We start from the raw sequence: 26,497 nt of genomic DNA, 5'->3' as shown, positions 1-26,497 counted from the left end.
ACTGGCGGACAGTTGCGGGGTAAAAAATAAAAAGGTGGCAGATGGTTCGTAAACTTTACCTGCATGCGGGGGCGCACCGCACGGGGACGTCCAGTTTCCAGCTCTGTCTTGCGGCCAATCGCCAGCAGCTCGAATCTGACGGGTATGACCTCGCTTATCCCGGACGCGACGGCGCGCCAGAGGGGCATTTGCACCTGCGTCTGCCCAAGCCGAGCCATGGCGAGGACCAACACGGTGCTTTTGTGGGTAAAGTTACGCGCGCGCTCAAGAAACATGTGAGCGGCGAGGACCAGCCGCTTGTCTTGTCAGAAGAAAACCTGCTCGGGCTGATCATTCATTTCTTTTCTGGGCGTCTCTACCCTGCACGGCGAAAGCGGCTACGTGTGTTTCGCGACGGGCTTGAAGCGGTGGGCGCGGAGGCGGAGCATATTCTGCTGATTGTGCGGCCTTATGACGAGCTGTTTGTCTCGGGGTTTCGCAAACATGCCGAGGACAATGCTGTGGAGCCGTTTGAGACCCATGCGGAGGCGATGACCACGTTTCGTGGCGGCTGGCCTGAGGCTGTGAAGGCTTTGCAGAACGTTTTGAAGCCAAAAAGCATGACTGTGGTTGAGTATGGCGCGCGTGGAACGAGTTCTGAGCTTTTGGTGCGGCTGCTTGGGGCTGAGGCGGGCGCATATGTGGAGCCTGACTATGATCTTAATGTCAGTGCGACAGATGCGGCGCTTGAGCATTTACAGGGTATTTATCATGCGGGAAAAGTGCTTGAGCGCGAAGGCTGGCAGGCCGTGATTGCTCAGTATGCTGAGCATGGCGAGGACCGTGGCTTTGCACGCTTCTCAGAGGCGCAATCAGAGACGCTGGCGACGCGCTATCGAGACGACCTTGCGCGGATCGGGAGCATGGAGGGCGTCACGCTTATAACGTGAGGCGTGCGATGTAAAAAAGGCGCCCCCGAAGGAGCGCCTCAGTGGTTTGACGACCAAGGGACTAGCCGTCAAAATCAACCGTTTCTGTGAGCTTGAGCGCTTCATCACGCAGGTGGGCGAGGTCCATCAGGTTGACAGGATCAGCCGTAAAGCTGCCCCAGCTTTCGACCAGAGGATCGGCCACTGTGCCAGGCGCGATTGGGTATTCAAAATTGTCTTTTGCATAGATTTCCTGTGCCTTTGGCGAGGTGAGGAACTCCATCATTTTCAACGCATTGTCTTTGTTTGGGGCGGCTTTTGTCATGGCGACGCCGGAGATGTTTACATGCGTGCCTGCGCCTTCAAAGACAGGAAAAACGATGTTGATGCTATCCGCCCATTCCTTTTGTTCAGGGTCCGCAAGCATCTGGCCCATATAGTAGGTGTTGCCGATGGCGATGTCGCATTCTCCAGCCCAGATCGCTTTGACTTGGGCGCGGTCATTGCCTTGGGGTTTGCGAGCGAGGTTTGCTTTGACGCCTTCAAGCCAAGCTTTTGCACCCTCTTCGCCGTGATGATAGATCGCTGCAGAGGTGAGGGCGACATTGTAGGCGTTGGTTCCTGAGCGCGTGCAGATGCGCCCCTTCCACTTTGGATCGGCGAGGTCTTCATAGGTTGTCACTTCGCCCTCGGCGACACGCTCTTTGCTTGCGTAGACGATGCGAGCGCGGGTTGTGAGGCCCCACCAATGGCCCTCTGGGTCATGGTAGATCGGGGGGACATTGGCTGTCAGCGCGTCGCTTGTGATGGGCTGTGTCAGGCCCGCCTCAACGGCTGCGTGCAGGCGCGAAATATCGACTGTGAAGATGAGGTCGGCAGGGGAGCGCTTGCCCTCGGCTTGCAGGCGCTCGACCATGCCTTTTTCAAGGTAGGCGACGTTTACGGCGATGCCTGTCTCGGCGCTGAAGGCGTCTGTCAGTGGCTTGATCAGCTCTGGCTGGCGATAGGAGTAGATATTCACTTCTTCTGCGAGCGCGGGTGCGGCCACGGCGAGGGCTGCAATGCTGAAAGCAAATTTGGGCAGGGGGGTCATGTGAGTCTCCGTTTCTGTTGAAGCGGTTTTATCCTGAGTCTTTTTGTCGGGTCAATACCTGAATTTTTAGATCAGGTATTATTTTGCTCACGTTCTTCTTCTTTTGCAGTTGTCCAGAGCGCGTCCATCTCGGACAGATCGCTGTCTTCGGGGCGCTTGCCGCGCGCCGCGAGCAGGGCTTCGACGCGGCCAAAGCGGCGCTCGAACTTAGCATTGGCTGCGCGGAGGGCAGCCTCTGGTTCAACGCCAAGGTGCCGACCCAAGTTGGCCATGACAAACATAAGGTCACCGTATTCCTCTAGGATGTGCTCTTGGTCTGCTTCAGCCTGCGCCTCGACAAGCTCTTGGGATTCCTCAAGAATTTTGTCGAGAACTTCACGGGCGCTTGGCCAGTCAAAGCCAACGCGGGCGGCGCGTTTTTGCAGCTTGTGGGCGCGCAAGAGCGCTGGCAGGCCAAGGGCCACGCCGTCGAGTGTGCCTTTTTCGGCTTTGCCCGCGCGCTCGGCCGCTTTGATGGCTTCCCAGTCGCGGGTCTGTTGTTCGGCGGATTTGTTGCGCGATTCTGCACCAAAAACATGTGGATGCCGCGTGACCATCTTATCCGACATTGTGTCAGCGACATCATCAAGACTAAAGAGGCCCGCTTCCTCGGCCATCTGGGCGTGAAAGACGGACTGGAACAGGAGATCACCAAGCTCACCTTTGAGCTCGTCCCATGCCTCACGCTCAATCGCGTCGGCGACCTCATAGGCCTCCTCAATGGTATAGGGGGCGATGGTCGCGAAAGTCTGCTCGATATCCCACGGACAGCCTGTTTCGGGGTCGCGCAGGGCGCGCATGATCGCGCGGAGGCGCGGGAGGCCGCCATTGGGAGTGTGAATGAGCGTGTCGTCAGCCATTGCCTATGCCTTCTCTTCGGTGTTGAGTGCTAGGGTATCTGAGCGGGCAGGAGGCGCAAGACATGGCGGTCATAAATCGGATTGCGGGCTTTGCCGAAGAAATGGCGGGCTGGCGGCGGCATATTCATATGCACCCAGAGCTGGCGCTGGATTGTCACGAGACGGCGGCCTTCGTGGTCAAGCGGCTGCGCGAGTTTGGTGTGGACGAGATCCATGAGGGCATTGCGAAGACGGGCGTTGTTGCCATTATCAACGGTCAGGGTGCAGGCCCTTGCACGGGGCTGCGCGCGGATATGGACGCGCTGCCGATGCAAGAAGAGACGGGAGCCGAGTGGGCCAGTAAAGTGGACGGCAAGATGCACGCTTGCGGCCATGACGGGCACACGGCGATGCTGCTTGGTGCAGCGAAATATTTGAGCGAGACGCGCAATTTTAAGGGACGTGTTGCGCTGATTTTCCAGCCTGCGGAAGAGGCGATTGGTGGCGGGCGCATCATGGTCGAAGAGGGCATGATGGAGCGCTTCGGGATTGATGAGGTCTATGCCATTCACACCGATTCATTTGCGCAGGCGGGTGAGCTGCGCACCTGCGCGGGGCCGATTATGGCTGCGGTGGATGAATGGGAGATTACTGTGAAAGGTGTGGGCGGGCATGCTGCCTATCCACACGCCTGCAAAGACCCAATGATAGCGGCGATGCAGACGGGGCTTGCGCTTCAGACCATTGTGGCGCGCAATGCGAACCCGATTGATCCAATTGTGGTTTCGGTGACGCAGTTTCATGGCGGCACTGCGAGCAATATCATTGCCGACGAAGTCAAGCTGAGCGGGACCGTGCGCACCTTTAGCGAGACGAACCGTGACCTTGCCGAGCGGCGGATTGGCGAGATTGCGCGGGCGCAGGCCGAGAGTTTTGAGATGTCTGCGGACGTGGTTTACGAGCGCAGCTACCCCGCGACGGTCAACCACGCCGCGCAGGTGGATAAATCTGCCAAAGTGGCGCGCGAGGTTGTCGGCGATGATCTGGTGATTACCGATTTGCCGCCAGAGATGGGCGCGGAGGATTTCTCCTATATGCTCAATGAGCGGCCGGGGGCGTTTTACTTTTTGGGCCAAGGGCTTGGCCCTTCTGTGCATCACCCCGAATTTGATTTTAACGACGAGGTGGCCCCGATTGGCGCTTCGTTTTTTGCGCGTCTGATTGAGACGTTGCATAGATAAGGAGACGACCGATGGCTGTGATCAACCGTATTGCGGGGCTTGCTGACGAGATGAAGGCATGGCGGCGGCATATTCATATGAACCCCGAATTGGGGCGTGAGTGCCATGAGACAGCAGCGTTTGTTGTGGAGCGCTTGAAGGAATTTGGTGTCGATGAGATCACCACAGGCTGGGCCGAGAGCGGTGTTGTGGCTGTGATCAACGGGCAGGGCGAGGGGCCAGCGATTGGTCTGCGTGCGGATATGGATGCGCTTCCGATGGAGGAGATCACGGGGCTGGAGTACGCCAGTAAAACCCCCGGTAAGATGCATGCTTGTGGCCATGACGGGCACACAGCGATGCTACTTGGCGCTGCAAAATACCTCAGCGAGACACGCAACTTTGCTGGCAAGGCTGTGCTTATTTTCCAGCCGGACGAGGAGTTGTCTGGGGGTGGCGAGGCCATGGTCAAGGAAGGTATGATGGAGCGCTTTGGGATTGATGAGGTCTATGCGATCCACAATGGACCTGGCCTTGAGGCGGGGCTTATCGGCACGGTTGCGGGGCCGATCATGGCGGCAGTCGACAGTTTTTATATCGATATACAGGGCAAGGGCGGGCACGGAGCAATGCCACATGAGAGCGTTGACCCTGTGGTGGCGGCTGTGGGAATGGTGCAGGCGATCCAGACGATTGTGAGCCGCAACAATGACGCGCAGGAGCGGCTTGTCGTCTCTGTGACGCAGATCAACACGGGAACAGCGACGAATATTATCCCTGACAGTGCAAGGGTTTGCGGGACGGTGCGCACGTTTGACCCTCATGTGCGTGACATGGTGGAAAAGCGTATGGGCGAGATTGTTGCGGGGCAGGCGGCGAGCTTTGGCGTTGAGTCTGTGCTGCAATATGATCGCGGCTACCCTGCAACTGTAAATGACGCGGGCAAGACCGTTTTCGCCGCTGATGTGGCGCGTGAGATTGTCGGCGAGGCCAAAGTTATGGACGATGCAAAGCCGATGATGGCGGCAGAAGATTTCTCCTACATGTTGGAGCAGCGACCCGGGGTTTATGCTTTTGTCGGCAACGGCGAAGGGGCGATGGTTCATCACCCAGCCTATGACTTTAATGACGAGATCGCGCCGATTGGAGCGTCGTTTCTGGCGCGGCTGGTTGAGAAGGCTGCACCGCTGAGCTAAGGCCTGCTTGAGCGAATGGAGAGACGACATGGCACTGGAAGACAGCAAAAATTATGTGGACGAGGCGTTTACACGCACATCTGACCGCGGCGTCAGCTTTGAAAACAGCTTTGGCGGGGCGCTTTCGTTTTTGCGCCGCCGTTACACCAAGGATTTGGCGGGCGTGGACATTGCTGTCACGGGCGTTCCGTTTGACCAAGCGGTGACCAACCGCCCTGGCACACGGCTCGGCCCACGCGCCATTCGTGAGGCGAGCACACTGCAAAGCCCCGATGCGCCTTATGGCTGGGGGTATAACCCGCTGGATGAGATGAATATTGTTGATTATGGCGATCTGGCGTTTGACTACGCCAATATCCCTGCCTTTCCTGAGGCGCTTACGGCGCATATCAGGGGCATTCTTGCAGAGGGCGCAGCCAGCGTCGCGCTGGGGGGGGATCACTACATAAGCTTCCCTATTCTCAAAGCCTATGCGGAGAAATACGGCCCTCTTTCACTGATCCAGTTTGATGCACATACCGATACTTGGGCAGATGATGACATGAGCCGTGTGGACCATGGCACGATGTTTTACAAAGCGGTCAAGAGCGGGATTGTCGACCCGAAGACCTCTGTGCAGATCGGTATCCGGACAACGAATGAAGACACGCTGGGCGTCAATATCATTGATGCGCGCGAGGTTCATGCGATCGGGCCTGCGGCCGTCGCCGCCAAAGCGCGCGAGATTGTTGGGGCGCGGCCAGTCTATCTCAGTTTTGACATTGATGGGCTCGACCCTGCCTTTGCGCCGGGCACAGGGACACCTGTTTGGGGTGGGCTGAGCTCGGCTCAGGCGTCTCATATTCTGCGCGATTTGGCGGGTGTGAATATTGTGGGGGGGGATATTGTCGAAGTCTCACCGCCGTTTGACACGAGTGGGGCCACCGCGATTGCGGGGGCGCATGTGGCGATGGAGATCATCTGTTTGCTCGGCTGGAATAAGCTTGGCAAAGCGTAAGCCGGTACTGGCTGGGCTATTTGGAGCAAAAACAAAGGGATGGGGCGTGTGAGCTGGCTTTTTATGGGAGCGCTTCTGCTTGTTTTGGGCTTTGCGGCCTATGTGCGTTTTGCGCCGCAGGATGCGGAGCGCTGGCGGCTTACAGGGCCGATGGCGAGACTTGGCGATCATGCTGAGGCGGGCGGTTTTCGTGCGGTACGCGTGTTTGAGGGCAATTGGGGCGCGGTGGAGGCTGTTCTGCTTGCAACGCCGCGCACCCGGGCGCTAGGGGGGTGGTACGACCAGCGGCTTTATGTGACCCGTTCGGCCCTTTGGGGCTTTCCTGATTATAGCACCGTGCGGCTTGCTGACGGCCAAATCGAGATCTACGGGCGCTTGCGGTTTGGCAAATCAGACCTAGGAGTCAATCAGGCTCGCATTCGCAACTGGCTCACTGATCTGAAGCTGTGAGCTCATGCAGCCATCCGATGTTTCGCGCCACATCGGGACGTTGAGCGACATCTGGCATTGGGCGGTAAACATACGCCCGCCGACCTGAAGACATATGCTTTCTCCAAGTTCGACGCGTGCGCCTGCGGTGTCTGTGCAATAGCAATCAATCACTTTGCCGCCGATGTTTTGATCGGCAAAAGTGGGGGCCGCGAGGGCCATAAGGAAGATGGCAAGGCGCGTCATGGGGCAAGTATAGCATCAAGTCGGCGCTTGACCAAGCGGGCTGAATACCGCACATCGGAGCCATGGTTCCTTCAGAGCGTTTAGAACAGATCATTCAGCGTTTCCAATTCCTTGAGGCCAAGATGGCCGAAGGGGGCGGGGACATTGCTGCTTTGGCCAAGGAATATTCCGATCTGCGCCCTGTGGTCGAGGAAATCGAAAGCTACCGCACGCTGCTTGCAGATTTGGCCGAGGCCAAAGAGATGCTCGCTGACCCTGAAATGAAGGCGCTGGCCGAAGAAGAGCTGCCCGCCTTGCGGGCGCGCTTGCCAGAGGCTGAGGCGGCTTTGCAGCTTTCGCTTTTGCCCAAGGATTCGGCGGATGGGCGACCTGCGCTCATTGAAATTCGACCCGGGACGGGCGGAGACGAGGCCGCGCTTTTTGCAGGCGATTTGCTGCGCATGTATCAGCGCTACTCGGAGGCGCGCGGCTGGAAATTCGAGATACTTGAAGAGAGCGTGAGCGAGCTTGGCGGGGTCAAGGAGGCTGTTGTGCGTGTGGCTGGGCAAGATGTGTTTGCTCGGCTGAAGTTTGAGAGTGGCGTGCACCGCGTGCAACGTGTGCCTGAGACGGAAAGTGGCGGACGTATCCACACCTCAGCTGCCACAGTGGCGGTTTTGCCTGAGGCGGAAGACGTCGACATCGTCATCAACACCAATGACATCAGGATCGACACAATGCGCGCGAGTGGCGCGGGCGGGCAGCATGTGAACACGACCGACTCGGCGGTGCGCATCACCCATATTCCCAGCGGTCTGGTTGTGACCTCTTCAGAGAAGAGCCAGCACCGCAACCGAGAGATTGCCATGCAAGTCCTCAAAACAAGGCTGTTTGATCTGGAGCGTCAGAAAGTCCATGACGAACGCAGCGCCAGCCGTGCCGAGCAGGTTGGTTCGGGCGACCGCTCAGAGCGGATCAGAACTTACAATTTTCCGCAGGGGCGGATGACAGATCATCGTATTGGATTGACGCTGTACAGCCTTGGGGCTGTGATGCAGGGCGATCTTGATGAAACCATTGATGCGCTGATTGCAGATCATCAATCACGACTTCTTGCGGAGATGAACGGGTGAGCGGAGCCACTGTGACTGCGGCGCTGCGCGCGGGTGGCAAGGCGCTTTCGGAAGCAGGGATCGAGGGAGGTGCACGTGATCTGCGCCTTTTGATGGCACATGTTCTCGGCATTGAAGCGGCGCGGATGACGCTGCATTTGCAAGATGAGTTGCCAGCCGCGGCCGCGGCGGCCTTTGAAACGCTTGTGGTGCGGCGGATGGCGCGTGAACCTGTCTCGCATCTCATTGGGCGTCGGGCCTTCTTTGGCCGCGCATTTAGCGTCACTGCCGATGTGCTCGATCCGCGCCCTGAGACGGAGGCTCTTGTTCTGGCTGCGCTGGAGCGTCCGTTTGAGCGGGTTCTTGATCTTGGAACAGGCTCGGGATGTATTTTGCTCACGCTGCTCTGTGAACAGGCCAGCGCGCGCGGGGTTGGAGCTGATCTTTCGGCAGCTGCGCTTGAGATTTTTGCATTGAACCGAGCGGCTCTTGGTCTTGAGGCGCGTGCGGGCAGCTGTCTTTCAGATTGGTATGATGGGCTTTCACAGGCGCGTGGGCCTTATGATCTGATCGTGTCAAACCCGCCCTATATTGCGCTCGAGGAAATGGCCGCCCTCGCACCGGAGCTGGGCTATGAGCCACGGATGGCGCTGACAGATGAGGCTGACGGGCTGAGCGCCTATCGTAAGATTTGTGAGCGCGCGGTGGAGTTCCTAGCGCCAAGCGGGCGTTTGATTGTTGAAATCGGCCCGACACAGGGCGCGGATGTGGCCGCACTGATGGGCGCGGCGGGGCTTGAGGCTGTGCAAATTTTGCCTGATCTGGATGGGCGAGAGCGGGTAGTTTTGGGTATTCGGCCTGCTTAGAGGGCATTTTGCACGTATTCGGCTCTTTTGGGCCTTGTGAAACATGTGTTTACATGGTTATTGGGGGCATGAGCGGTGGATGTCTTTAGGACGGTCCCGCATATACCCAAGCCAGAAATCTTTGGATTTGTAGCAAGTGCGTTTCGTACGCCGCAGATCAAACAAAGGCCAATTAACAAGCTCAGGCTCTATAAACATGAGATCATCTAAATCGCGTTCGCGATCAAAGAATAACCGGAACAACAACCGGCCATCCGGCAATATTGTAAACCGTGTGTTTGACAGCTCGGGGCCAGAAGGCAAAGTGCGTGGCACGCCACAGCAGATCATTGAGAAATACAACCAGCTTGCGCGCGATGCGCAGCTTGCGGGCGACCGTGTCGCAACCGAAGCGTTTCAGCAGCATGCAGAGCATTATCAGCGGATGCTGAGCGAAGCCATGGTTGAAGAAAACGCCAAACGCGAGCTTCAAGAGCAACAAAACCGTGAGCGTCAGGCTGAGCGTGACCGCGAAGCGGCCGAACGCCGTGAGCGCCAAGAGCGTGAAAGCAACGCTGGCGGTGCAGAGCCGCGCGAACCCAGAGAGCCACGCGAGATGCAGCGCAAGCCGCGCCGTGCAGCCCCTGTGAGTGACGCCCAAGACGCGCCACAGCCAGAGCATACGCCGCAGCCCGAAATTGCGCAGCTTGAAATGATGCGTCCACCAGAAGACAGCGGCCTTGTCGAGACGCCCGAGAGCGCGGCTGAAAAGCCCAAGCGGGTGCGCAAGCCACGACGCAAAAAAGAGGACACGCCGTCAGAGGACAGCGGTTCACAAGCAGCAGAATAAACAAGAAACCCCGCGCCCGACGCGGGGTTTTTTCTTTTTGGGCGCTTAGACTTAGGGAGCTTTGATGGCGCGCGCGAGGGCGCAGAACTGCTCAAGGCCAATGACTTCGGCGCGGTCTGTGGGCTTGATGCCTGCGGCGAGGAGTCTGTCTTCGAGATCAGGCGCGAGGCCTTTGAGCGCGGCGCGCAGCATTTTGCGGCGCTGATTGAAGGCTTTGGCGACGACGCGCTCCAGAGTCTTTGCATCGGCCTCAAAGCGTGGCTTTTCAAGAGCTTTGATATGCACGACTGCGCTGCTGACTTTGGGCGGCGGTGTGAAGGCCTCTGGCGGCAAGTTGAGCACAATTGCTGCATCAGAGCGCCACTGGGCCAAGAGGGCAAGGCGCCCGTAGGCCTTGGAGCCAGGCTTGGCGACGATACGCTCGGCGACTTCGCGTTGGAACATGAGCGTTAGGCTGTCCCAAAAGGGGGGCCACTCAGGGGGGGTGAGCCAGCGCACGAGCAGTTCTGTACCAATGTTATAGGGCAAGTTGGCGGCGATCTGGATTGGCTTTTGCAGATGCGTGAGAGGGTCGACTTCGAGGGCGTCGCCTTCGATCACTGTGAGGCGACCGTCGTAAGCTGCTGCGATCTCTTCTAGTGCAGGGATGCAGCGGCTGTCTTTTTCGATGGCAAGCACACGGCGCGCGCCTTCAGACAGCAAACCACGGGTGAGGCCTCCTGGCCCTGGGCCGATTTCAAGGACATCACTTTGAGACAGATCTCCGACATGGCGGGCGATCTTGGCGGTGAGGTTGAGATCCAGCAGGAAGTTTTGGCCCAAGGATTTTCTGGCCGACAGGCCGTGATTGGCAATGACGGCGCGCAGGGGGGGGAGGGTATCGATCTGGGTCATGTGGCAGTGCCTTTGGCCATGGCCCACGCTAGGCGCAGGGCTTCTATACTGGAGCTTGGATTGGCGAGGCCTTGTCCCGCGATGTCAAAGGCTGTCCCGTGGTCAGGTGACGTGCGCACGAAAGGCAGGCCGAGTGTCACGTTGACGCCGCGGTCAAAATCGAGCGTTTTGATCGGGATGAGGGCTTGGTCGTGGTACATGCAGATGGCGGCGTCATAGCGCGCGCGGGCTGCTGCGTGAAACATGGTATCGGCGGGCAGGGGGCCTGCGATATCAAGGCCTGTGCGGCGCAGCTCCTCCAGAAGAGGCGCGATCCATGTGATCTCCTCAGGCCCCATCGTTCCGCCTTCGCCTGCATGCGGGTTGAGCCCAGCTACAGCAAGACGCGGCGCGGCGATATGAAACTGTGAGCTTAGGGCAGCGTTGGTGATTTCGAGGGTTCTGCGCAGGCTGTGCGGCGTCAGTGCCTTTGGGACATCGGCGAGTGCGATATGGATCGTGGCGGGGACGACACGCAGCGCAGGGCTGGCCAGCATCATCACCACATGCTCCACCCCCGCGAGATGAGCGAGGAATTCGGTATGGCCCGGAAAAGCAAAAGAGGCGCCGTCTTTGAGAGCTTTTTTATGGATCGGTAGCGTACAGAGCGCACCAGCTTCGCCTGACTTTACGAGCGCTACACCACGCTCAATAGAGGCGATCACGCCAGCCGCATGGGCAGGGTTGGGTATGCCCGCAACGCGCGGCGCGCCCATCGGCAGAGGCAGAACAGGCAGGCCCTGCGCCATGGCGGCAGGCGCCTCCCACGGCGCGCTGATTTCGACATAGGGGCTACCCTCGGGGAGATGCGATGCATCGCCGATCAGAAAAAAGCTGAGCTCGTCTTTGAGGGCGTCCCAGAGCATTGGCGCAAGCTCTGGTCCAATGCCGGCGGGTTCGCCACAGGTGAGCGCGACGGGCTTAGTATTCAATGATCCGTGCCTCGGCGCGCAGCTGGGCGAGGTAGCTGTCGGCATAGCTGCCAAGGCGGCGGTTTTGCAGGCTCAACCCGATTTGGCCGCGATCCAAGTCCTCGGTCTGCTTGGGCGTGCGGCCACAGAGCATAAGGAAGACGAGGGTTTGGCCATCGGCGCGGGTGAGCGCTGTGGACACTTCGTGTTTGTCGAGCTTAGCAAGCTCAAGAGCGATGTCCGTGGGGATATCGGCGGGCGCTTTAGAGCCGCGCTCAAGCACTTCCTCGGGCTGTCCTTTGGCGATGCCGTAAAGATCATCGCATGTGTCAGCGCGGTTTTTGATTTTTTTGGCAGTTGCAAAGGCCTCGGGGCTGCGTCCGCCTGCAATGTAATAGGCTGCATATTCAATGGCAGAAAACTCGGGTGCCGCCACTGTGCCCTCTTCGATACCACGCATCTGAAAGAGAGCGATGCCACCATTGATTGGGATCGGGTCTGTCACTTGCCCGCGTGCGAGGCCAAGGATGATCGGGTGCAGGGCAGGCGGCAGGTTGGAAAGGGGCATCCAGTCAAGCTTGCCACCACGACCACGGCTGGCTGTTGCAGAGTATTTGCGGGCTGCAGCTGCAAATGCGCCTTCTGTTTTGATTTGTGAAAGCTCGTTGGCACGTGCCTGAGCTGCGGCTGCCTCTTGGGGCGGGGCGGGTAAGATGATCTCCGAGAGGAGAACGCGAATGTTGCCAGCCCCAGTGGCTGCGGAGGTAAGGGCTTGGTCGATATCACTGTCACCGACTTCGACCTTTGGGCCGAAGCGGGCGCGCACGAGCGTGCGCCAAGCCACGCCTGATGTCACAAATTCGCGGAACGTTTGCTCTTCGACGCCGCCCCCTTTGAGAGCGCGTAGGAACTGCTCGTTGCTCATATTGGCGCGGGCGGCAAATTCTTCCATGCCGACGAGTACTTCTTCACGGTCGGGCACAACACCGAAGGACTGCGCTGCATCTAGCTTCAGGCGCTCTTCGATAAGCTGGATACGAGCCTCTTTTGTGGCATCGCCAGGCGAGCGGAAGAGCGTCAGCATCCGTGCGCGCTGGTCCAGATCAAACTGGGTGATCACTTTGTCATGCACTTTTATTGCAGGCGCGAAGAGGTTTTGCGCTTTGGCCATGCTGGCAAGCGTGAGGCCAAGCGCAAGGCAGATAAAGAGGAGCGATTGGAGCGGTGAACGCATGATCATCAGTTTTAGTCCTTGCATTGGCGGGTGTAGCTCTTGTCCCGCGAGCTCGCATTAAACCCGAGAAGCCCGACGGTCAGGCTCATTTCGGTTGCTGGCGATAGAATAGTGGAAGAGGTAAACCTGCGCGAGAGAGAAAGGTCAACTTTCACGCATTCATTTTGATATTGTAAGCCAATACCCGCCTCTGCGGCCTCATCAGCGGTCACATCATAGCGCATATTGGCCGTACCAGCCCAATGGCGCGAAAACCGGTAGAGGCTATCAAGTGAAAGTTCTGCGACAATATCATTGCGGTCTTCATCGGCATCAGCATCAAGCCAGACATAGCTTGCGCCGACGCCAAAGCGCTTTTGTTGCCATGTACCGCGGGCCTCGGCTTTGGTCAGGTCGAGATCTGTATCAAAAAGCGCGCGGCCTGTCAGGGCCAAGCCGCTTGGTGCGCGCAGCTGGCCAGCCACAAGTACATCGGAGTTTGTACCCGCAAGGCCTGAGGAGGCCGAAAAATCGACATGGTTCTTTTGGCGCAAGATTTGGCCCAAGGTCAGCGTGCTGTCCCAGCCGTGTGGCCCTGTACGGGACCAATTGACCCCGTAAGTCAGCATGCGGCCGCGCTCGCGGCGGTCGTTGCTTGGAAAATGCGTCAGATCTAGCAAGTTGCCTTCGTCAAACTCGACGCGTGTGCTTTCGTCATTGGCGACATCAGGGTTTTCGCCACCGACCCAACCGAATTGTACAAAGGGTTCCACAATATGGTGTGAGCCATTCTGCATTGTCTTTTGCATTGGCCAGCGCAGGGCCAGTGCGGCCATGGGGGTGATCTCGTTGGCACTGGCGGAGAGGAGCGTGTCTTGCGCTGTGTAAAACTGATCCGCGGCGACACCTGAGAAGACTTTGGCCTGCAGGCCATAGGCCGTGGTCCAATTGCGCTGCCAGCTGAGCTCGGCGTTGAGACGTGTTACATCGCGTCCGTCCACGATACCGTCATTGTCTGTATCTGTGCCTGCGTCAGAATAGCGGTAGTGGCTATGTAGTTCTGTGCCAATGCGCAGCTCGCCTCCCAAAGCGCGGGGGAAAAAGCGCTCCTCGTGGGTCATGTCGGCGATCAGAGATGGGATGTTTGCGTTGATCTCGCCGAAGCGCAGGGAGCGGTAGTGTATTAAGGCTGCGCTGGAGTAGCTGTCGCGCTTGGTGCGGTTGAGGGCAAACTCACTTTCGAGGCGATCTTTGGAAGAATAGCCGTAATCGACCAAAAAGGTATCGTCGCGTGTCGCCTCGATATTGAAGCTGAGCTGAATGTCATGGGCCAGAGAGAAAGCCCCCTCGCCAAACAAATACGCTCGCGTTGTGCCGGGAAGCTCATCATCCCGTGAAATCGCCCCATCAAAGGAGATGTCGCCGCGTTTATACGCCTGACGATATGTGAATTCGAGCGTGCGGGCTTTGGTGCTGAGGTAGGGCGTTATGGTGAGATCGCGGTGATCGCCCATACGGAGGAAAAACGGAATACGGATGCCCGTGCCAAGCGTTGTTGAGCTGTTGAGCGAGGGGATCATGAAACCAGATGCGCGTTTGAGCGTTGGATCAGGCAGGCGCAGGTATGGCAGGTAGAAGATCGGGACATCTTTGACGCGCAGCTGCGCACCTTCAAAGTAGAGCTGTTTTTCGACTTGATCGTGGATCACTCGGCGGGCGCGGATCTGCCACAGTGGTGGGGTTCCGTCATTGCATATGCGGCATGAGGTGACAGCGGTTTTGTAGAGCTGCGAGTAGCGCCCGTTGACGCGGTTCATCTGATAGGCGGCGAGCTGGACTTGCTGATCAAGCACCACGCGCGCACTTTTGAGGACAGCGTTTTGGAAGCCAGCATCCATCTCAGCACTGGAAGCAAGGACCGTAATGCTGCCGCCTTCTTCGATGCGGATGGGCCCCTCGATCGCGAGTGTGCCTGCCGTGCGATTATAGGTAATTTTCTGTGCCATGATCCGTGTGTCGCCTGAAAGGGCCTCAACACGGCCCTCGGCCACAAGGCGGGTCTTTCCGTCCAGATAGACGCTATCGGCCACAAGCATTGCTGGGCCAGCAGCCTCCTCTGCGGCAACGGGCAGAACGAGGCAAAGCGCGATGGCAAGAGGGCTTAAAAAGCGCTTCATTCGATCTCTCACCCGTCTTCCATATGCAACAACAAGCCCCAAGCCAGCAAAATTGAGGCGGTTGGCGGCGCCCACGCGGCCAGAAGCACAGGAATCTGACCATTTTCACCAAGGACTTGCGCGAAATTGCGAATGTAGTAAAGCCCAAAGCCGAGCAAAACAGAGGCCAAAACCGCAAGGCCTGTGCCGCCACCGCGCCCATGTCGCATGGTGAACGCCGCGCCGACGAGGACCATCGCGAGCAAAAACAGCGGCTGAGCCAGCTCCATTTGAAGCCAGACGGCATGCCGGCGTGTCGAGAAACCCGCTTGGTCGAGCTGTTTGATGAAAGCGGGTAAGTCCCAAACCGAAATGGCGCTGGGCGCGCCGAAGCTTTCAAGGATGCGCTCTTGTGTGAGAGTGGACGAAATTCGCAAAGTCAGGTGACGGGCCACACTGCCTTCAGGGTTGACGCCTGAGGAGAGCGGCCAGACGGTGGCGTCGGTCAACTCCCATGCACCTGGCTCAAGGCGAGCTTCTGCGGCTTCGACGCGCTTGAGCGGGCCGCCTTTTGGGGCATACGAGAGGAAGGTGACATCATAGAGGACCGTGGCGTCTGGGTTGGCCGAGGTTGCACGGATTACAGTCTGCCCCTCGGCGCCGCCTTGGCGCAGCCAGAGCCCCTCTGCGGACAGCGAGAGCACATCGATGCTGCCATCGCGTAACTCTTGGCTTTTGTCATGAAAGCGTTTGGTTGTTGCGGCGACGATGGGATTGAACATGGCGACGAGTATCACGCCGATCAGAAAGGCCATGCTGGCAGGCGCAATGAGCGCGCGTAGGGCAGAACGGCCCGTGGCGCGCACCACAACAAGCTCTGAGCTGCGGGCGAGACCCAGAAAGAGCGAGACTGTGGCAAGGATCATCACCAAGGGTATGATTTGATAAAGACCTTGGGGAACATTCAGCAAGGTCAGGCTGATCAGGCCCCAAAAGGTGACATCGGCGCCTTGAAAGCGGCGGACTGTTTCGATGAGATCAATCAACGCCTGAAAGACAAAGAAGAGAAGCAAGAGGCCAAAGAAGAGGCCAAGAAACTTGCGGATGAAATAGCCATGCAAAATCATGAGAGCACGGCCTTTCTGCGACGCCATGCGGAGAGCGAGGGCAGCTGGCCCGCGCTGCGCGCCAAGAGCGCTATGGCAATCGCGAGCCCCAAGAGCGCTGGTAGATAGAGCAGAGGCCAGAGAGAAGGATTGGAAAGCACGGGTTCTGTCACAAGACTTTCAAGCGCCTTGATCAGGATCAGAAGGATGAGGGCGATCACAATTTGACGCCAAACGCCAAAGCGAGAAAAGCCGCCCGAAAGCAAGGAGGCAAAACCAAGCAGAACGGCGGCCAGTGCGAAGAGCGGCTGGGTAAAGCGGGTGTGTAGCTCTTCGGCAAAGACGCCCGTGTTGACCCCTGTACGGACCTGAATATGCACAGGTGTTGTGAGCATTTCAAAGGTGTTGAAGTGGCGTAGTTGTGCGGATGTTCTGTCTTCCGTCGAGATCAAACCACTGATCGAGTAGGAAAGATCAGCAAAATGTGTGGTGTTGAGTTGCAGGGCAGGACGGGAGAGGCGCTGTGTGAGGCCGTCGATCATCACAAGAGCGGGGCCTGTTTCTGTGCGTATCAGATAGGCCGAGGCAGCGGTATGTGTCACGCTTTCGCTCGGATCACGGCGATCGGAAAGAAAGACGTCATTCATGCGTCCGTCAGGTGCAATTTCGCGGATATAGAAGGTGACACCGTCAGTGGGGTGAAGAAATGTGCCTTCGGTCAGGAGCCGCGCCGTCACGTTTTGGGAGATTTCGGTCTCGCGCAGTTGGAGCTGTTTGAGCGAGGCGGGCACAAGCACATTGGCCAACATTGCGACCATAACGCCGACGATCAGTCCGAAGTAGAGCACGGGCCGCGCCAGACGCCACGGTGAAAAGCCTGTGGATTGCATCACGGTGAGCTCGCTCTCTGTGCTGAGGCGGTTGGTGACATAGAGTGTGGCGGCAAAGCCTGCGATTGGGAGGACGACACGGATCACGGAGGGCAGAGTGAGCGCGGTAAACTCGGCAAATACCATTGCGGTTTGCCCGTCGCCGATCAACCTATCGAACAGTTTGACGGCGCGATTGATCCAGTAAATCGAAACCAGAACCAATGCAAAAAAGCCAAACAGGACCATAAGCTGCGACAGCATATAGCGGTCGAATCTGGCCACGGTATCCCCCTCGGATGGTGTAACAATGGGCTGACACTACTAGATGTGGCGGGGCAGGGTAAACTGTTAATGCGGTGTCTGGCGCAGGACGCGCCAAAGGCTGCTCAAAAGCTTGGGTTTGTGCTCTGGCCAAGGCGGGCGGGCCGCGATACGACTTGGGCAAAGATATGGGAGAATAACATGGCCGAGCTTGTGACATTTGACTTCAAAGACCTTGATCTGGACGCGCTGGGCAGCGCGAAGGGGCGTGTGGCTGTTGTGGCCAGCCCTGAAGGAACGCTGGATAAGGCCGGACGGCGCATTGCGCGGCTCACCAAGGGGGCATTGAAGCGGCTTGTGGAAAGCGAGCGCTTTGAGAAGGCCAAGGAAGGCGATGTTCTGACGCTGGGCTACCCTTCGGGGATGGAGGCTGACGCTGTTGATGTGGTCAAGCTCTCCCGCACAGCTAAGTCCGATATGGCGCGTAAAGCGGGCGTTTCTTTGGCCAAAGCCAAGGGCAAAGCCGTGTTGACACTCTGCCTTGGGGCGATGCCAAGGGCTCATGAGGTTGTTATGGGGCTGGCGCTGCGTATCTATGAATTTACGCCGCATAAGACCGCCGAGGCTGAGGCTGACGGGGGTATTCTGGTGCTCTGTCCTAACCCTGAGAAGCTTCAGGAGGCTGTCGCCGATCCGCTGGCTGTGGCGCGCGGTGTGCATTTTACGCGCGATTTGGTCAACGAGCCTGCCAATCACCTGACCACGACAGAATTTGCCAACCGCCTCGTGGCGCTCGGCAAGCTGGGCCTTAAGGTTAAGGTGATGGAAGAGGACGAGCTTGCCAAGCTTGGGATGCATTCACTTTTGTCTGTTGGCCATGGCAGTATCAGCCCCTCAAAAGTCGTTGTAATGGAATGGCTTGGCGGTGAAAAAGGCGCTGCGCCACTGGCGCTTGTTGGTAAGGGCGTTGTCTTTGACACTGGCGGGATCAGCCTCAAGCCAGCGGCTGGCATGGAAGATATGACCATGGATATGGGCGGTGCGGGCACTGTTGCGGGCACGATGCAAGCTTTGGCCGAACGCAAAGCCAAGGCCAACGTGATCGGGCTTGTCGGGCTTGTAGAGAACATGCCGAGCGATCGCGCCACACGTCCGGGGGATGTTGTGACCTCAATGAAGGGCGATACTATTGAGGTGATCAATACAGACGCCGAGGGCCGCCTCGTTCTGTGTGATGTGATGTGGTATGCGCAGGAGGTCTATAAACCTGCGGGGATGATCGACCTCGCCACGCTCACAGGCGCTGTTCTTGTGGCGCTGGGGCATGAAAACACAGGTGTGTTCTCAAATGATGATGCCTTCTGCCAGAGCTTCATGAAAGCGGCCGAGGCTGAAGGTGAGGGCGCTTGGCGTTTGCCGCTGGGGCAAGCCTATGACGACCTTCTCAAGAGCCGCATTGCTGACATGAAAAATGTTGGTGGGCGCATGGCGGGCTCGATCACAGCGGCGCAGTTCTTGCAGCGCTTTGTAAAAGAGGGCCAGCCGTGGATTCACCTTGATATTGCGGGCACAGCCAGCGTGAAGGCGGAAACGGCCTATGCGCCGCTCGGTGCGACGGGCTGGGGCGTTATGGCGCTCAACCGTTTTGTGGCGGATGCTTACGAGACGAAAGAGGTCTGATCCACATGGGCAAGGCGATGTTTTACCATCTGACGCGGCGTCCGCTGGAGCAGGCGCTGCCGCAGCTTTTGGAGGCATCGCTTTCGCGTGGCTGGAAAGTCGCTGTGCGTGGACCTGAGCGCGGACGGCTTGAATGGCTTGACGAGAAGCTTTGGGGTGGGCGGCCTGAGAGCTTTTTGCCCCACGGTCTTTCGGGTGGGCCACATGACGCGCAGCAGCCTGTTTTGCTCACCGAAACTGCCGATCTGCCCAATGGGGCGACCTGCCTGATGGCGATTGATGGGGCCGCTGTGAGCGCTGAGGAAGTCAACAGGCTTGAGCGGGTCTGCCTTGTCTTCAATGGGTATGAAGAAGAGGCTGTGTCGGTCGCACGCGGACAGTGGAAGACCCTGACGGGTGCGGGCTGTGCCGCCGAGTACTGGTCCGAAGAGAGCGGACGCTGGGAGAAAAAGGCTGAAAGTGAAGGCGCTTAGGCCGTCAGTAGGCTGGCCAGATCCTGCGGGACATTCTGGCCGAGCTGCAACACCAAAGCTTTATCGCTTGTCAGGGGCATATTGAAGGGTGCGACCAGCTCTCCTGTGTCGAGGGCGTTCTGTACGAGGGGCATATGCCCCATCAGGACGCCAAAACCTGCTCTGGCGTCGGCCACAGCGAGTGCATAGAGCGAATAGCGTGCAAGGTCTTGGCTGGGCGGGAGAGACAAGCCGTGGGCTTTGGTCCAGATTGGCCAGTCATCGTGCCAGCTTTCATCATAGAGCAAAGTTTCGTTCGCGAGATCTTGTGGCGCTTTGAGGCGTGCGGCGACGCTTGGCGCGCAGACGGGCAAGAGGCTGTCTTGGACGAGTACCGTTTCATGCGTCGATCCTGTGGGCTTTTGTAGGAACAGACTGCAATCAAACGGCGCGCGGCGCATATCTGGTGGCGTTTCCAGTGCATAGACCGATAGGCTTGTGGCGCCAAGGGCGGCGCGCACTTGCGCAAGACGCGGCTGTAGCCAGAGCTGTGCGATACTGGGCAGGGTTGCGATATTGAGCGTTGGTTTGGGGCTAAGTGTGCGCAAGAGGCTTGTCGCGTCAGAGATATTGTCAAAGGCAAGGGTGAGTGGCGCGAGAAGCGTACGGCCCGCAGATGTCAGTGCGACCCCTTGTGCGCGACGCACAAACAAGGTGGTTCCAGCCCAGCCTTCGATCTGTTTGATGTGCTGAGAGATCGCGCCTGCTGTCACGCTTAGCTCTTCGGCTGCCGCGGCAAAACTGCCAAGCCTTGCCGCAGCTTCAAAGGCGCGCAGGGCGTTGAGTGGTGGGCCCTTTGGGCGGGGAGGTGCAAGCGCCATGAAATCTAGCCTTAGTTTTTCTAAAGCAAAGTTAATGTCTTTCTGGTTTGCCGCAAGCGCCAATCTGCGCCACCGTTCTGTAAAGAAATTTGGAGAGCGATCATGACGTTGCAAAAGAGAAACTGGGTTCCGACAGGTTGCGAAAGCCTTGTGATGCGTGTGGCGGGTGAAACAGGGGCCGCGGCCTCGAGCGATGTGCTCGCACGGATCGAGGCGCTGGCAGCCGACAACAAGCGCATTCACGAGGCAGAGTGCTTTAACCTCAACCCTGCGACCAACGTGATGAACCCGCGCGCCGAGGCGCTTCTCTCGAGCGGGATCGGCTCGCGGCCCTCGCTGGGCTACCCTGGTGACAAATACGAGATGGGGCTTGAGGCGATTGAGGAGATCGAGGTGATCGCGGCTGCACTGGCCTGTGAAGTCTTCGAGGCGCAATTTGCCGAGATTCGCGTGCCATCTGGGGCGATTGCCAATCTCTATGCCTTCATGGCGAGCTGCAAACCTGGCGACACGATCATTGCACCTCCTGCGAGCATTGGTGGGCATGTGACGCACCATGCGGCAGGCTGTGCGGGGCTTTATGGTCTGCGTGTGATCGATGCGCCTGTTTTGGCAGACGGCTATACCGTTGATGTCGATGGCTTGCGCGCGCTGGCGAGAGTTGAAAACCCCAAGCTTATTTCGCTGGGCGGGAGCCTTAACCTGTATGAACATCCTGTGGCGCAAGTGCGTGAGATTGCCGACGAAGTGGGCGCTGTGCTTTTGTTTGATGCTGCACATCAATGTGGAATTATTGCTGGTAAGGCTTGGCGGAATCCGTTGAGTGAAGGCGCGCATCTGATGACGATGAGCACCTATAAAAGCCTTGGTGGACCAGCTGGCGGCTTGATTGTGAGCAATGACGCGGAGCTGGTGAAGCGGCTCGATGCGATTGCCTTCCCGGGCATGACGGCAAACTTTGATGCGGCGAAATCGGCGGCATTGGCTGTGACACTGCTGGACTGGCGCGACTTTGGGCAAGGCTACGCAGCCGAGATGATTGCTATGGCGCAGGCTTTGGCTGGGGCGCTGAAGGCGGAAGGGCTGCCTGTGTTTGAAGGTAAGCACGGTGCGACGCAGAGCCACCAGTTTGCGCTTGAGGCGGCGGGCTTTGGTGGTGGACAGGCGGCGAGCAAAAAGCTGCGGCAAGCTGGCTTTCTGGCCTGCGGGATTGGCCTGCCGATCGAGACGGTGACGGGTGACATGAATGGCCTTCGGATCGGCACGCCCGAGCTTGTACGCTGGGGCATGACGGCGGCGGATGCGCCAAGGCTGGCCGCGCTGATTGCGCGCGGGCTTTTGGGCAATGATGCCGAGGCTGTTGCGCGCGATGTTGCGGCGTGGCGAGGTGAGTTTGATCGCGTGCATTTTATTCATGCGTAGTGTCATGCGCTGATGCGCGCGACCCGCTGGGCGCGTTGCCCCCAGACCCCCTTATTTGGTGGGGCCAGCCCCCACTCCCCCGGGATATTTAGGGAAAGAGAAAGACGGGGGCGGATTTTTGGGAGGATGCGTTAGACGCCGAGGCGGTCGCGCAGGGCATACCATGTCATGGCGAGGGTGAGGAGCGGGGTGCGCAGGGCTGCTCCGCCCGGGAAGGGCGTGTTGGGGATGCGCGCCATTGTGTCAAACCCCGTGGCCTCGCCTGCGATCGCATCGGCCATGAGCTTGCCCGCCTGAGTGGCTGTTCCGACGCCATGGCCCGAGTAGCCCGAAGCGGAGAGGATATTGGGCGCAAGGCGCGCGAGATAAGGCAGGCGCTTCATCGTGATGGCGAGGGTGCCGCCCCATGTATAATCAAAGCGTATGTCTTTGAGGTGTGGGTAGATATCGATCATTGGTTTGCGCACGGTTTTGTCGATATCGGGGAACTTATATCCGTAACTTTCTCCGCCGCCGAAGAGGAGGCGATTGTCTGACGAGAGGCGGAAATAATTAACAACGAATTTGCTGTCGGCCACGGCAATGTCTTTGGTGAGCACGCGCGCCGCGTCTTCTCCGAGCGGCTCAGTCGCGGCGATAAAATTGTTGATTGGCATGACGCGGCCTGCGACGCGGCGGTTGAGCCCGCCGAGGTAGCCATTGGCCGCAAGGATCACATGATCGGCCAAGACGCGGCCAGTGTCGCAGCGCAAAGTGACTTTAGCCCCGTCTTCGATGTGATGGACGTGGGTGCTTTCATAAAAGGTGACACCAGCGTTTTCGCAGGCGCGCGCAAGGCCCAAGGCGTAATTCAGCGGGTGCAGATGTGCCGCCCCCATATCAAGCGAGCCGCCCTTGTAGCGAGGCGAGGGGCAAAGTGCGCGTAAAGCCTCCTCGCTCAGAGCGGTGATTTGATCGTAGCCGTAGCGGCTTTGGAGGTGCTCGACATAGGCGTGTTCATGGGCGGTTTCTGAGGCGGAAAACGTTGCATGGGCGATGCCTGGTTTGAGATCGCAGTCTATGTTGTGTTTTGAGATCAGCTGCTTAACGAGGTCTTTGGCGTTTTCTGCAAGCTCCCAGAGCTTTCGTGCCTCGGCGTCGCCAACCATTTTCTCAAGATCGGTTTGCTCGACGCGTTGGCCAGAGCCGAGCTGGCCGCCATTGCGGCCTGACGCGCCAAAGCCGACACGGTGCGCTTCAATGAGCGCGACAGAGTAGCCGCGCTCGGCCAAGTGAAGCGCAGCGGAGAGTCCTGTGAAGCCGCCTCCGACAACGCAGATATCTGCGGCGGCATCGCCTCGAAGCTGGGGCGCTGGTGTGCGCTCGTGAGCGGTCGCGGCATACCAGCTGCGCGGGAAGGCGCCTTGCGTGTCGTTTGAGTAAAGAAGGTTCATATCAAACGTTGAGCAAGAGGTGTTCACGCTCCCAAGGCGAGATGACGCCGAGGAACTCTTCATATTCGGCGCGTTTCACGATGGAATAGACGCGGGCAAACTCTGGGCCGAGCACTTCGTGTAGCGCGCTGGCTTCGTCAAAGAGATCAAGGGCTGCGCCCATTTCGCGCGGGATATCCTCTTCGCCTTCATAGGCATCGCCCTTGAACTGGCGGTCGGGGCGCTTCTCTTCATTGAGGCCAATGAGGCCACAGGCGAGCGACACCGCGATGCCGAGATAAGGGTTGCAATCCATCCCTGCGAGGCGGTTCTCGACGCGCCGCGACTTGGGGCTGGAGAGGGGGACGCGGATACCTGTGGTACGGTTGTCGCGGCCCCACTCAAGATTGATTGGAGCGGCGTGTTCGCGCACGTAGCGGCGATAGGAGTTAACATAGGGCGCGATAACTGCGATTGCGGCGGGCAGATGATTTTGGAAACCCGCGATGTAGTGAAAAAACGCGTCCGTCTCGCCGCCTTGCGGCCCAGAAAAGATATTCTGCCCTGTCTCTATATCAAGAACCGAATGATGAATGTGCATGGCAGAGCCTGGCTCGTCGGCAATGGGCTTGGCCATGAATGTGGCGTAGCAATCGTGGCGCATGGCGGCTTCGCGGATGAGACGTTTGAAGAAGAAAACCTCATCGGCGAGCTTCACAGGGTCGCCATGCACAAGGTTGATTTCAAGCTGGCCTGCGCCGCCTTCTTGGGTGATCCCGTCGATCTCAAAGCCTTGCGCTTCGGCGAAATCATAGATGTCGTCGATCACGGGGCCGAATTCGTCAACGGCAGTCATGGAATAGGCCTGACGCGCTGCGGCAGGGCGGCCCGAACGGCCCATCATTGGCTCGATCTTTTTGGCGGGGTCGATGTTGCGCGCCACGAGGAAAAACTCCATCTCCGGCGCAACAACGGGCTCAAGACCTTGCTTTCGATAGAGCTCGACCACGCGCTTGAGCACGTTGCGGGGCGCAAATTCGATCGGTTTGTTTTTGCGATCATAGGCGTCATGAATGATCTGGAGGGTCCAGTCTCCTGTCCATGGCGCGGCTGTTGCTGTGCTCATGTCAGGGCGCAGGATCATGTCTCGCTCTATAAATCCGTCGTCGCCTGCAGCTTCACCCCAGTCGCCAGTGATGGTCTGGTAAAAGATGCTGTCGGGAAGGTGGAAATACTCCTGCCGCATAAATTTTGTTGCAGGAACCGCCTTGCCGCGGGCGATGCCGGGCAGATCGGAGATGATACACTCGACCTCGTCAAGCTTACGGCCTTCGAGATAGGCTTGGGCGGCTTCGGGAAGTTGGCTTGTCCATTCATCGTTCATGATGTGGCCTCTGCTGTCTGGCGTTTGAGATGCGCGACCATCATATCGCGGAAGATGCCGCGGTTTGTTGTGTTTTCAAGTTCGGCTTTTGCCGCGTTCAGAAGCTCGGCTGGCACGGCCCCGCCCCGATGGGCGATCAGCCCCGCGATGACACCTGCGCCAAACTCAGGGTGTGGCTGGATTGTCAGGGTATTTTCACCGATCATCAGTACGGCGTTTTCACAATGGGCGTTGCCCGCGAGGACTTTGGTGGCAGCAGGCAGGGCGACAACTTGATCTTGGTGCCATGCGTTTACGGCGAGCTTTTTGCCATCCATATCATAGGTTTGACGGCCTACGGCCCAGCCGCCTGCGAACTTCTCGACCTTGCCGCCCAGAGCCTGCGCGATGATTTGGTGACCAAAGCAAATGCCGATCAGGGGCTTTGCTGTGGCGCTGATCGCGCGGATCAGGTCTTCGAGGGGCGGGATCCAAGCGTGGTCTTCATAGGCGCCGTGCTTGGAGCCTGTGATGAGCCAGGCATCTGCGGCCTCTGGCCCGCTCGGAAATGCGCCATCAACGACATTGAAAGTTTCAAACGTGAAGCCTTCTCCTGAGAGAAGACTGCGGAACATAGCGTCATAATCGCCTTCTGTTGCCAGAAGCTCGTCGGGTGCATGCCCCGTTTGCAAAATACCGATTTTCATGTGTCACCTATTTGATCAAACCCAGACTATTGCGGCCTGATGAACCGCGCAAGAGGGGCTTAAACAGTTTCCAGATATGTCATCCAATGGTCTTCGGGCGGGATATCGGCCAGCAGCCGCAGCTCTTGGCGCTTGGTCATCACCAAGTTTTCGATCAACCGAGGATGGAAGATTTGGGCGATTAGTGGATCATTTTCAAAGAGATCAATGGCGTCGTTCCAATTGGTCACAAGCTCGGGGTGCTCACCTTCATAGGCATTGCCTGTGATCGGGGCGGGGGGTGTCGCCTTGCGCTCGATACCGTCGATAGCGGCCCCAAGCACAGCGGCGAGGTGAAGATAGATATTGGTGTCTCCGCCAGCGATACGGTGCTCGATGCGCCGCCCAGCGGGCGGGCCTGCGGGGATACGGATTGCGGCGGTGCGGTTTTCATAGCCCCAACAAACCGAAATTGGAGCGTGTTCGCCTGGCACGATCCGGTCATAGCTTGGGCCGTGGGGCGCAAACACGAGTGTCGAAGCGCGCATGGCCTCAAGGCAGCCAGCAACAGCGTGGAGCAGGGTGTCATTTCCTTCCTCTGAGCCGTCATCAAAGACGTTATTGCCGTCAGCGTCCACAACCGAGAAATGCACATGAAGGCCTGTGCCAGCGTCGCCTGCGAAGGGCTTTGGCATGAAGGTTGCCGCCATATTGTGCTGGCGCGCGATGCCTTTGACCATTGTCTTGAAAAGCCAAGCGTTGTCAGCGGCTTCCATGGCTTCGCGGTGATTGATATCAATCTCAAACTGGCCTGTTCCGACCTCTGAAATCGCTGTTTGTGCGGGGATATCCATCATATCACAGGCGCGATAAAGCGAGTTGAAGAAGGGTTCGAAGGCGTCAAGCTCGGCCAGTGAGAGGATATTGGCGCCGACAAGCGGGCGGCCAGTGCGCGGGTTCTTGACCTGCACGGGCGTCTCGCCACTGTCATCGACAAGATAGAATTCCATTTCCGCGGCAGCGCGAACTTCCCAGCCTTTGGCCGTGTAGCGCTCAAGCACGCGTTCAAGCGCGCGGCGTGGGTCGCCCTCAAAGGGGGTCTGGTCTTCTTTGAGCATGGTGGCGGGCATGAGATAGGCGTCATCAGACAACCATGGCATCGGAACAGCGCCGCGGCCTGTGGGCTGCATATAGCCGTCGCGGTCACCAGTTTCAAAAACCAGCGGGTTATCATCGATGTCTGCACCCCAAATATCGACATTGAGAACCGAGAGGGGCATACGGACTGCGCCGTTTTCGACTTTGCGCATAAAATCGGCGGGCAGGCGCTTGCCGCGCATCCTTCCGTTTAGGTCAGAGGCCGCGATACGAAGAGAACTTAAGTCGGGTAACATGG

Annotated in this window: 25 protein-coding genes; 11 read left to right on the top strand and 14 right to left on the bottom strand. The window is 58.4% G+C overall.

The window, feature by feature from the left end; genetic code table 11:
* The first annotated feature begins 41 nt into the window (after window positions 1-41).
* Window positions 42-929, top strand: coding sequence for a hypothetical protein (locus tag DSM117340_RS09140; protein WP_089890128.1), 888 nt, complete (start codon window positions 42-44; stop codon window positions 927-929).
* A gap of 61 nt (window positions 930-990) precedes the next feature.
* Here DSM117340_RS09140 and DSM117340_RS09135 read toward each other — a convergent pair whose 3' ends face one another.
* The gene (locus DSM117340_RS09135) at window positions 991-2,001 is read right to left on the bottom strand and encodes a Fe(3+) ABC transporter substrate-binding protein (protein WP_089890132.1); all 1,011 of its coding nucleotides are present in this window, start codon (window positions 1,999-2,001) and stop codon (window positions 991-993) included.
* Between the two features lie 71 nt (window positions 2,002-2,072).
* Complete coding sequence (gene mazG / locus DSM117340_RS09130) at window positions 2,073-2,900, bottom strand: nucleoside triphosphate pyrophosphohydrolase (RefSeq protein ID WP_089890136.1); 828 nt, start codon at window positions 2,898-2,900, stop codon at window positions 2,073-2,075.
* Between the two features lie 62 nt (window positions 2,901-2,962).
* On the opposite strand from mazG, the gene DSM117340_RS09125 reads away from it, so the two are divergent.
* Genes DSM117340_RS09125 through DSM117340_RS09110 form a run of 4 tightly spaced genes read left to right on the top strand, consistent with a single transcriptional unit; the run spans window position 2,963 to window position 6,742 of the window.
* Entirely contained in the window at window positions 2,963-4,120 is a 1,158-nt protein-coding gene (locus tag DSM117340_RS09125; protein ID WP_089890139.1) for a M20 aminoacylase family protein, read from the top strand.
* An 11-nt stretch (window positions 4,121-4,131) separates the two neighbouring features.
* Complete coding sequence (locus DSM117340_RS09120; protein ID WP_089890143.1) at window positions 4,132-5,295, top strand: M20 aminoacylase family protein; 1,164 nt, start codon at window positions 4,132-4,134, stop codon at window positions 5,293-5,295.
* 28 nt (window positions 5,296-5,323) lie between these two features.
* Window positions 5,324-6,292, top strand: a complete 969-nt coding sequence (gene speB / locus DSM117340_RS09115) for an agmatinase (protein ID WP_089890146.1) — start codon at window positions 5,324-5,326, stop codon at window positions 6,290-6,292.
* A gap of 48 nt (window positions 6,293-6,340) precedes the next feature.
* The gene (locus DSM117340_RS09110) at window positions 6,341-6,742 is read left to right on the top strand and encodes a DUF1499 domain-containing protein (protein ID WP_354689579.1); all 402 of its coding nucleotides are present in this window, start codon (window positions 6,341-6,343) and stop codon (window positions 6,740-6,742) included.
* Here the strand turns inward: DSM117340_RS09110 and DSM117340_RS09105 are convergent.
* Window positions 6,689-6,967 (bottom strand): hypothetical protein, encoded by a 279-nt coding sequence (locus tag DSM117340_RS09105; RefSeq protein WP_245724406.1) that lies wholly within the window; start codon window positions 6,965-6,967, stop codon window positions 6,689-6,691. The two genes, DSM117340_RS09110 and DSM117340_RS09105, sit on opposite strands and share 54 nt — an antisense overlap.
* A gap of 62 nt (window positions 6,968-7,029) precedes the next feature.
* On the opposite strand from DSM117340_RS09105, the gene prfA reads away from it, so the two are divergent.
* The 3 genes from prfA to DSM117340_RS09090 all read left to right on the top strand — a co-directional run bounded on the left by prfA (window position 7,030) and on the right by DSM117340_RS09090 (window position 9,753).
* Window positions 7,030-8,079 carry a peptide chain release factor 1 gene (gene prfA / locus DSM117340_RS09100; RefSeq protein ID WP_089890149.1) on the top strand — a complete coding sequence of 350 codons (1,050 nt, stop codon included), beginning with the start codon at window positions 7,030-7,032 and terminating at the stop codon, window positions 8,077-8,079.
* Window positions 8,076-8,924 (top strand): peptide chain release factor N(5)-glutamine methyltransferase, encoded by an 849-nt coding sequence (prmC, locus tag DSM117340_RS09095; RefSeq protein ID WP_089890151.1) that lies wholly within the window; start codon window positions 8,076-8,078, stop codon window positions 8,922-8,924. Before prfA ends, prmC begins: the two co-directional genes overlap by 4 nt.
* A 196-nt stretch (window positions 8,925-9,120) precedes the next feature.
* On the top strand, window positions 9,121-9,753 hold the full coding sequence (locus DSM117340_RS09090; RefSeq protein ID WP_089890154.1) for a DUF4167 domain-containing protein: 633 nt from the start codon (window positions 9,121-9,123) through the stop codon (window positions 9,751-9,753).
* Between the two features lie 51 nt (window positions 9,754-9,804).
* On the opposite strand, the gene rsmA is transcribed toward DSM117340_RS09090, so the two are convergent.
* From rsmA to lptF, 6 genes are read right to left on the bottom strand one after another with little or no spacing between them, the layout of a single operon-like run.
* Window positions 9,805-10,647, bottom strand: a complete 843-nt coding sequence (rsmA, locus tag DSM117340_RS09085) for a 16S rRNA (adenine(1518)-N(6)/adenine(1519)-N(6))-dimethyltransferase RsmA (RefSeq protein ID WP_089890157.1) — start codon at window positions 10,645-10,647, stop codon at window positions 9,805-9,807.
* The gene (gene pdxA / locus DSM117340_RS09080; RefSeq protein ID WP_271437232.1) at window positions 10,644-11,618 is read right to left on the bottom strand and encodes a 4-hydroxythreonine-4-phosphate dehydrogenase PdxA; all 975 of its coding nucleotides are present in this window, start codon (window positions 11,616-11,618) and stop codon (window positions 10,644-10,646) included. The genes rsmA and pdxA overlap by 4 nt, the downstream gene beginning before the upstream one ends.
* Entirely contained in the window at window positions 11,608-12,837 is a 1,230-nt protein-coding gene (locus DSM117340_RS09075; RefSeq protein ID WP_354689578.1) for a peptidylprolyl isomerase, read from the bottom strand. Before DSM117340_RS09075 ends, pdxA begins: the two co-directional genes overlap by 11 nt.
* 5 nt (window positions 12,838-12,842) lie before the next feature.
* A complete protein-coding gene (lptD, locus tag DSM117340_RS09070; RefSeq protein ID WP_089890165.1) occupies window positions 12,843-14,987 on the bottom strand; it encodes an LPS assembly protein LptD in 2,145 nt (714 codons plus the stop codon).
* Window positions 14,988-14,995: 8 nt separating this feature from the next.
* On the bottom strand, window positions 14,996-16,093 hold the full coding sequence (gene lptG, locus DSM117340_RS09065; protein ID WP_271437233.1) for an LPS export ABC transporter permease LptG: 1,098 nt from the start codon (window positions 16,091-16,093) through the stop codon (window positions 14,996-14,998).
* The gene (gene lptF, locus DSM117340_RS09060) at window positions 16,090-17,226 is read right to left on the bottom strand and encodes an LPS export ABC transporter permease LptF (RefSeq protein ID WP_271437234.1); all 1,137 of its coding nucleotides are present in this window, start codon (window positions 17,224-17,226) and stop codon (window positions 16,090-16,092) included. The genes lptG and lptF overlap by 4 nt, the downstream gene beginning before the upstream one ends.
* A gap of 180 nt (window positions 17,227-17,406) precedes the next feature.
* Here lptF and DSM117340_RS09055 point away from each other — a divergent pair, with 180 nt between their 5' ends.
* Both DSM117340_RS09055 and DSM117340_RS09050 read left to right on the top strand, forming a co-directional pair.
* The gene (locus DSM117340_RS09055; protein WP_271437235.1) at window positions 17,407-18,885 is read left to right on the top strand and encodes a leucyl aminopeptidase; all 1,479 of its coding nucleotides are present in this window, start codon (window positions 17,407-17,409) and stop codon (window positions 18,883-18,885) included.
* Window positions 18,886-18,890: 5 nt separating this feature from the next.
* Window positions 18,891-19,358 (top strand): DNA polymerase III subunit chi, encoded by a 468-nt coding sequence (locus DSM117340_RS09050; RefSeq protein ID WP_089890172.1) that lies wholly within the window; start codon window positions 18,891-18,893, stop codon window positions 19,356-19,358.
* On the opposite strand, the gene DSM117340_RS09045 is transcribed toward DSM117340_RS09050, so the two are convergent.
* Complete coding sequence (locus DSM117340_RS09045) at window positions 19,355-20,218, bottom strand: LysR family transcriptional regulator (protein WP_089890175.1); 864 nt, start codon at window positions 20,216-20,218, stop codon at window positions 19,355-19,357. The genes DSM117340_RS09050 and DSM117340_RS09045 overlap by 4 nt on opposite strands.
* A gap of 102 nt (window positions 20,219-20,320) precedes the next feature.
* Here DSM117340_RS09045 and DSM117340_RS09040 point away from each other — a divergent pair, with 102 nt between their 5' ends.
* Entirely contained in the window at window positions 20,321-21,640 is a 1,320-nt protein-coding gene (locus DSM117340_RS09040) for an aminotransferase class I/II-fold pyridoxal phosphate-dependent enzyme (protein WP_089890177.1), read from the top strand.
* A 131-nt stretch (window positions 21,641-21,771) separates the two neighbouring features.
* On the opposite strand, the gene DSM117340_RS09035 is transcribed toward DSM117340_RS09040, so the two are convergent.
* Genes DSM117340_RS09035 through DSM117340_RS09020 form a run of 4 tightly spaced genes read right to left on the bottom strand, consistent with a single transcriptional unit; the run spans window position 21,772 to window position 26,495 of the window.
* Window positions 21,772-23,073 carry an FAD-binding oxidoreductase gene (locus tag DSM117340_RS09035; RefSeq protein ID WP_089890180.1) on the bottom strand — a complete coding sequence of 434 codons (1,302 nt, stop codon included), beginning with the start codon at window positions 23,071-23,073 and terminating at the stop codon, window positions 21,772-21,774.
* A 1-nt stretch (window position 23,074) separates the two neighbouring features.
* A complete protein-coding gene (locus DSM117340_RS09030; RefSeq protein WP_089890183.1) occupies window positions 23,075-24,436 on the bottom strand; it encodes a glutamine synthetase family protein in 1,362 nt (453 codons plus the stop codon).
* Window positions 24,433-25,122, bottom strand: a complete 690-nt coding sequence (locus DSM117340_RS09025) for a type 1 glutamine amidotransferase (RefSeq protein WP_089890186.1) — start codon at window positions 25,120-25,122, stop codon at window positions 24,433-24,435. Before DSM117340_RS09025 ends, DSM117340_RS09030 begins: the two co-directional genes overlap by 4 nt.
* Window positions 25,123-25,181: 59 nt before the next feature.
* Window positions 25,182-26,495: a glutamine synthetase family protein gene (locus DSM117340_RS09020; protein WP_089890189.1), complete on the bottom strand. Its 1,314-nt coding sequence runs from the start codon at window positions 26,493-26,495 to the stop codon at window positions 25,182-25,184.
* Window positions 26,496-26,497: the final 2 nt, after the last annotated feature.

Origin of the sequence: Lentibacter algarum (assembly GCF_040580765.1) — a bacterium.
Classification (GTDB): domain Bacteria; phylum Pseudomonadota; class Alphaproteobacteria; order Rhodobacterales; family Rhodobacteraceae; genus Lentibacter; species Lentibacter algarum.
This window is presented reverse-complemented; position numbering and strand designations above follow the sequence as displayed.

Bases quoted from the DNA above. Each gene is read 5' to 3' on its own strand.
- DSM117340_RS09125 (WP_089890139.1), top strand. From the start codon at position 2,963: ATGGCGGTCATAAATCGGATTGCGGGCTTTGCCGAAGAAATGGCGGGC.
- lptD (WP_089890165.1), bottom strand. From the start codon at position 14,987: ATGAAGCGCTTTTTAAGCCCTCTTGCCATCGCGCTTTGCCTCGTTCTG.
- DSM117340_RS09105 (WP_245724406.1), bottom strand. From the start codon at position 6,967: ATGACGCGCCTTGCCATCTTCCTTATGGCCCTCGCGGCCCCCACTTTT.
- DSM117340_RS09020 (WP_089890189.1), bottom strand. From the start codon at position 26,495: ATGTTACCCGACTTAAGTTCTCTTCGTATCGCGGCCTCTGACCTAAAC.
- prfA (WP_089890149.1), top strand. From the start codon at position 7,030: ATGGTTCCTTCAGAGCGTTTAGAACAGATCATTCAGCGTTTCCAATTC.
- DSM117340_RS09035 (WP_089890180.1), bottom strand. From the start codon at position 23,073: ATGAACCTTCTTTACTCAAACGACACGCAAGGCGCCTTCCCGCGCAGC.
- speB (WP_089890146.1), top strand. From the start codon at position 5,324: ATGGCACTGGAAGACAGCAAAAATTATGTGGACGAGGCGTTTACACGC.
- DSM117340_RS09120 (WP_089890143.1), top strand. From the start codon at position 4,132: ATGGCTGTGATCAACCGTATTGCGGGGCTTGCTGACGAGATGAAGGCA.
- DSM117340_RS09075 (WP_354689578.1), bottom strand. From the start codon at position 12,837: ATGATCATGCGTTCACCGCTCCAATCGCTCCTCTTTATCTGCCTTGCG.
- DSM117340_RS09135 (WP_089890132.1), bottom strand. From the start codon at position 2,001: ATGACCCCCCTGCCCAAATTTGCTTTCAGCATTGCAGCCCTCGCCGTG.
- DSM117340_RS09055 (WP_271437235.1), top strand. From the start codon at position 17,407: ATGGCCGAGCTTGTGACATTTGACTTCAAAGACCTTGATCTGGACGCG.
- DSM117340_RS09030 (WP_089890183.1), bottom strand. From the start codon at position 24,436: ATGAACGATGAATGGACAAGCCAACTTCCCGAAGCCGCCCAAGCCTAT.
- DSM117340_RS09050 (WP_089890172.1), top strand. From the start codon at position 18,891: ATGGGCAAGGCGATGTTTTACCATCTGACGCGGCGTCCGCTGGAGCAG.
- mazG (WP_089890136.1), bottom strand. From the start codon at position 2,900: ATGGCTGACGACACGCTCATTCACACTCCCAATGGCGGCCTCCCGCGC.
- DSM117340_RS09140 (WP_089890128.1), top strand. From the start codon at position 42: ATGGTTCGTAAACTTTACCTGCATGCGGGGGCGCACCGCACGGGGACG.
- DSM117340_RS09025 (WP_089890186.1), bottom strand. From the start codon at position 25,122: ATGAAAATCGGTATTTTGCAAACGGGGCATGCACCCGACGAGCTTCTG.
- DSM117340_RS09040 (WP_089890177.1), top strand. From the start codon at position 20,321: ATGACGTTGCAAAAGAGAAACTGGGTTCCGACAGGTTGCGAAAGCCTT.
- DSM117340_RS09045 (WP_089890175.1), bottom strand. From the start codon at position 20,218: ATGGCGCTTGCACCTCCCCGCCCAAAGGGCCCACCACTCAACGCCCTG.
- DSM117340_RS09090 (WP_089890154.1), top strand. From the start codon at position 9,121: ATGAGATCATCTAAATCGCGTTCGCGATCAAAGAATAACCGGAACAAC.
- lptG (WP_271437233.1), bottom strand. From the start codon at position 16,093: ATGATTTTGCATGGCTATTTCATCCGCAAGTTTCTTGGCCTCTTCTTT.
- rsmA (WP_089890157.1), bottom strand. From the start codon at position 10,647: ATGACCCAGATCGATACCCTCCCCCCCCTGCGCGCCGTCATTGCCAAT.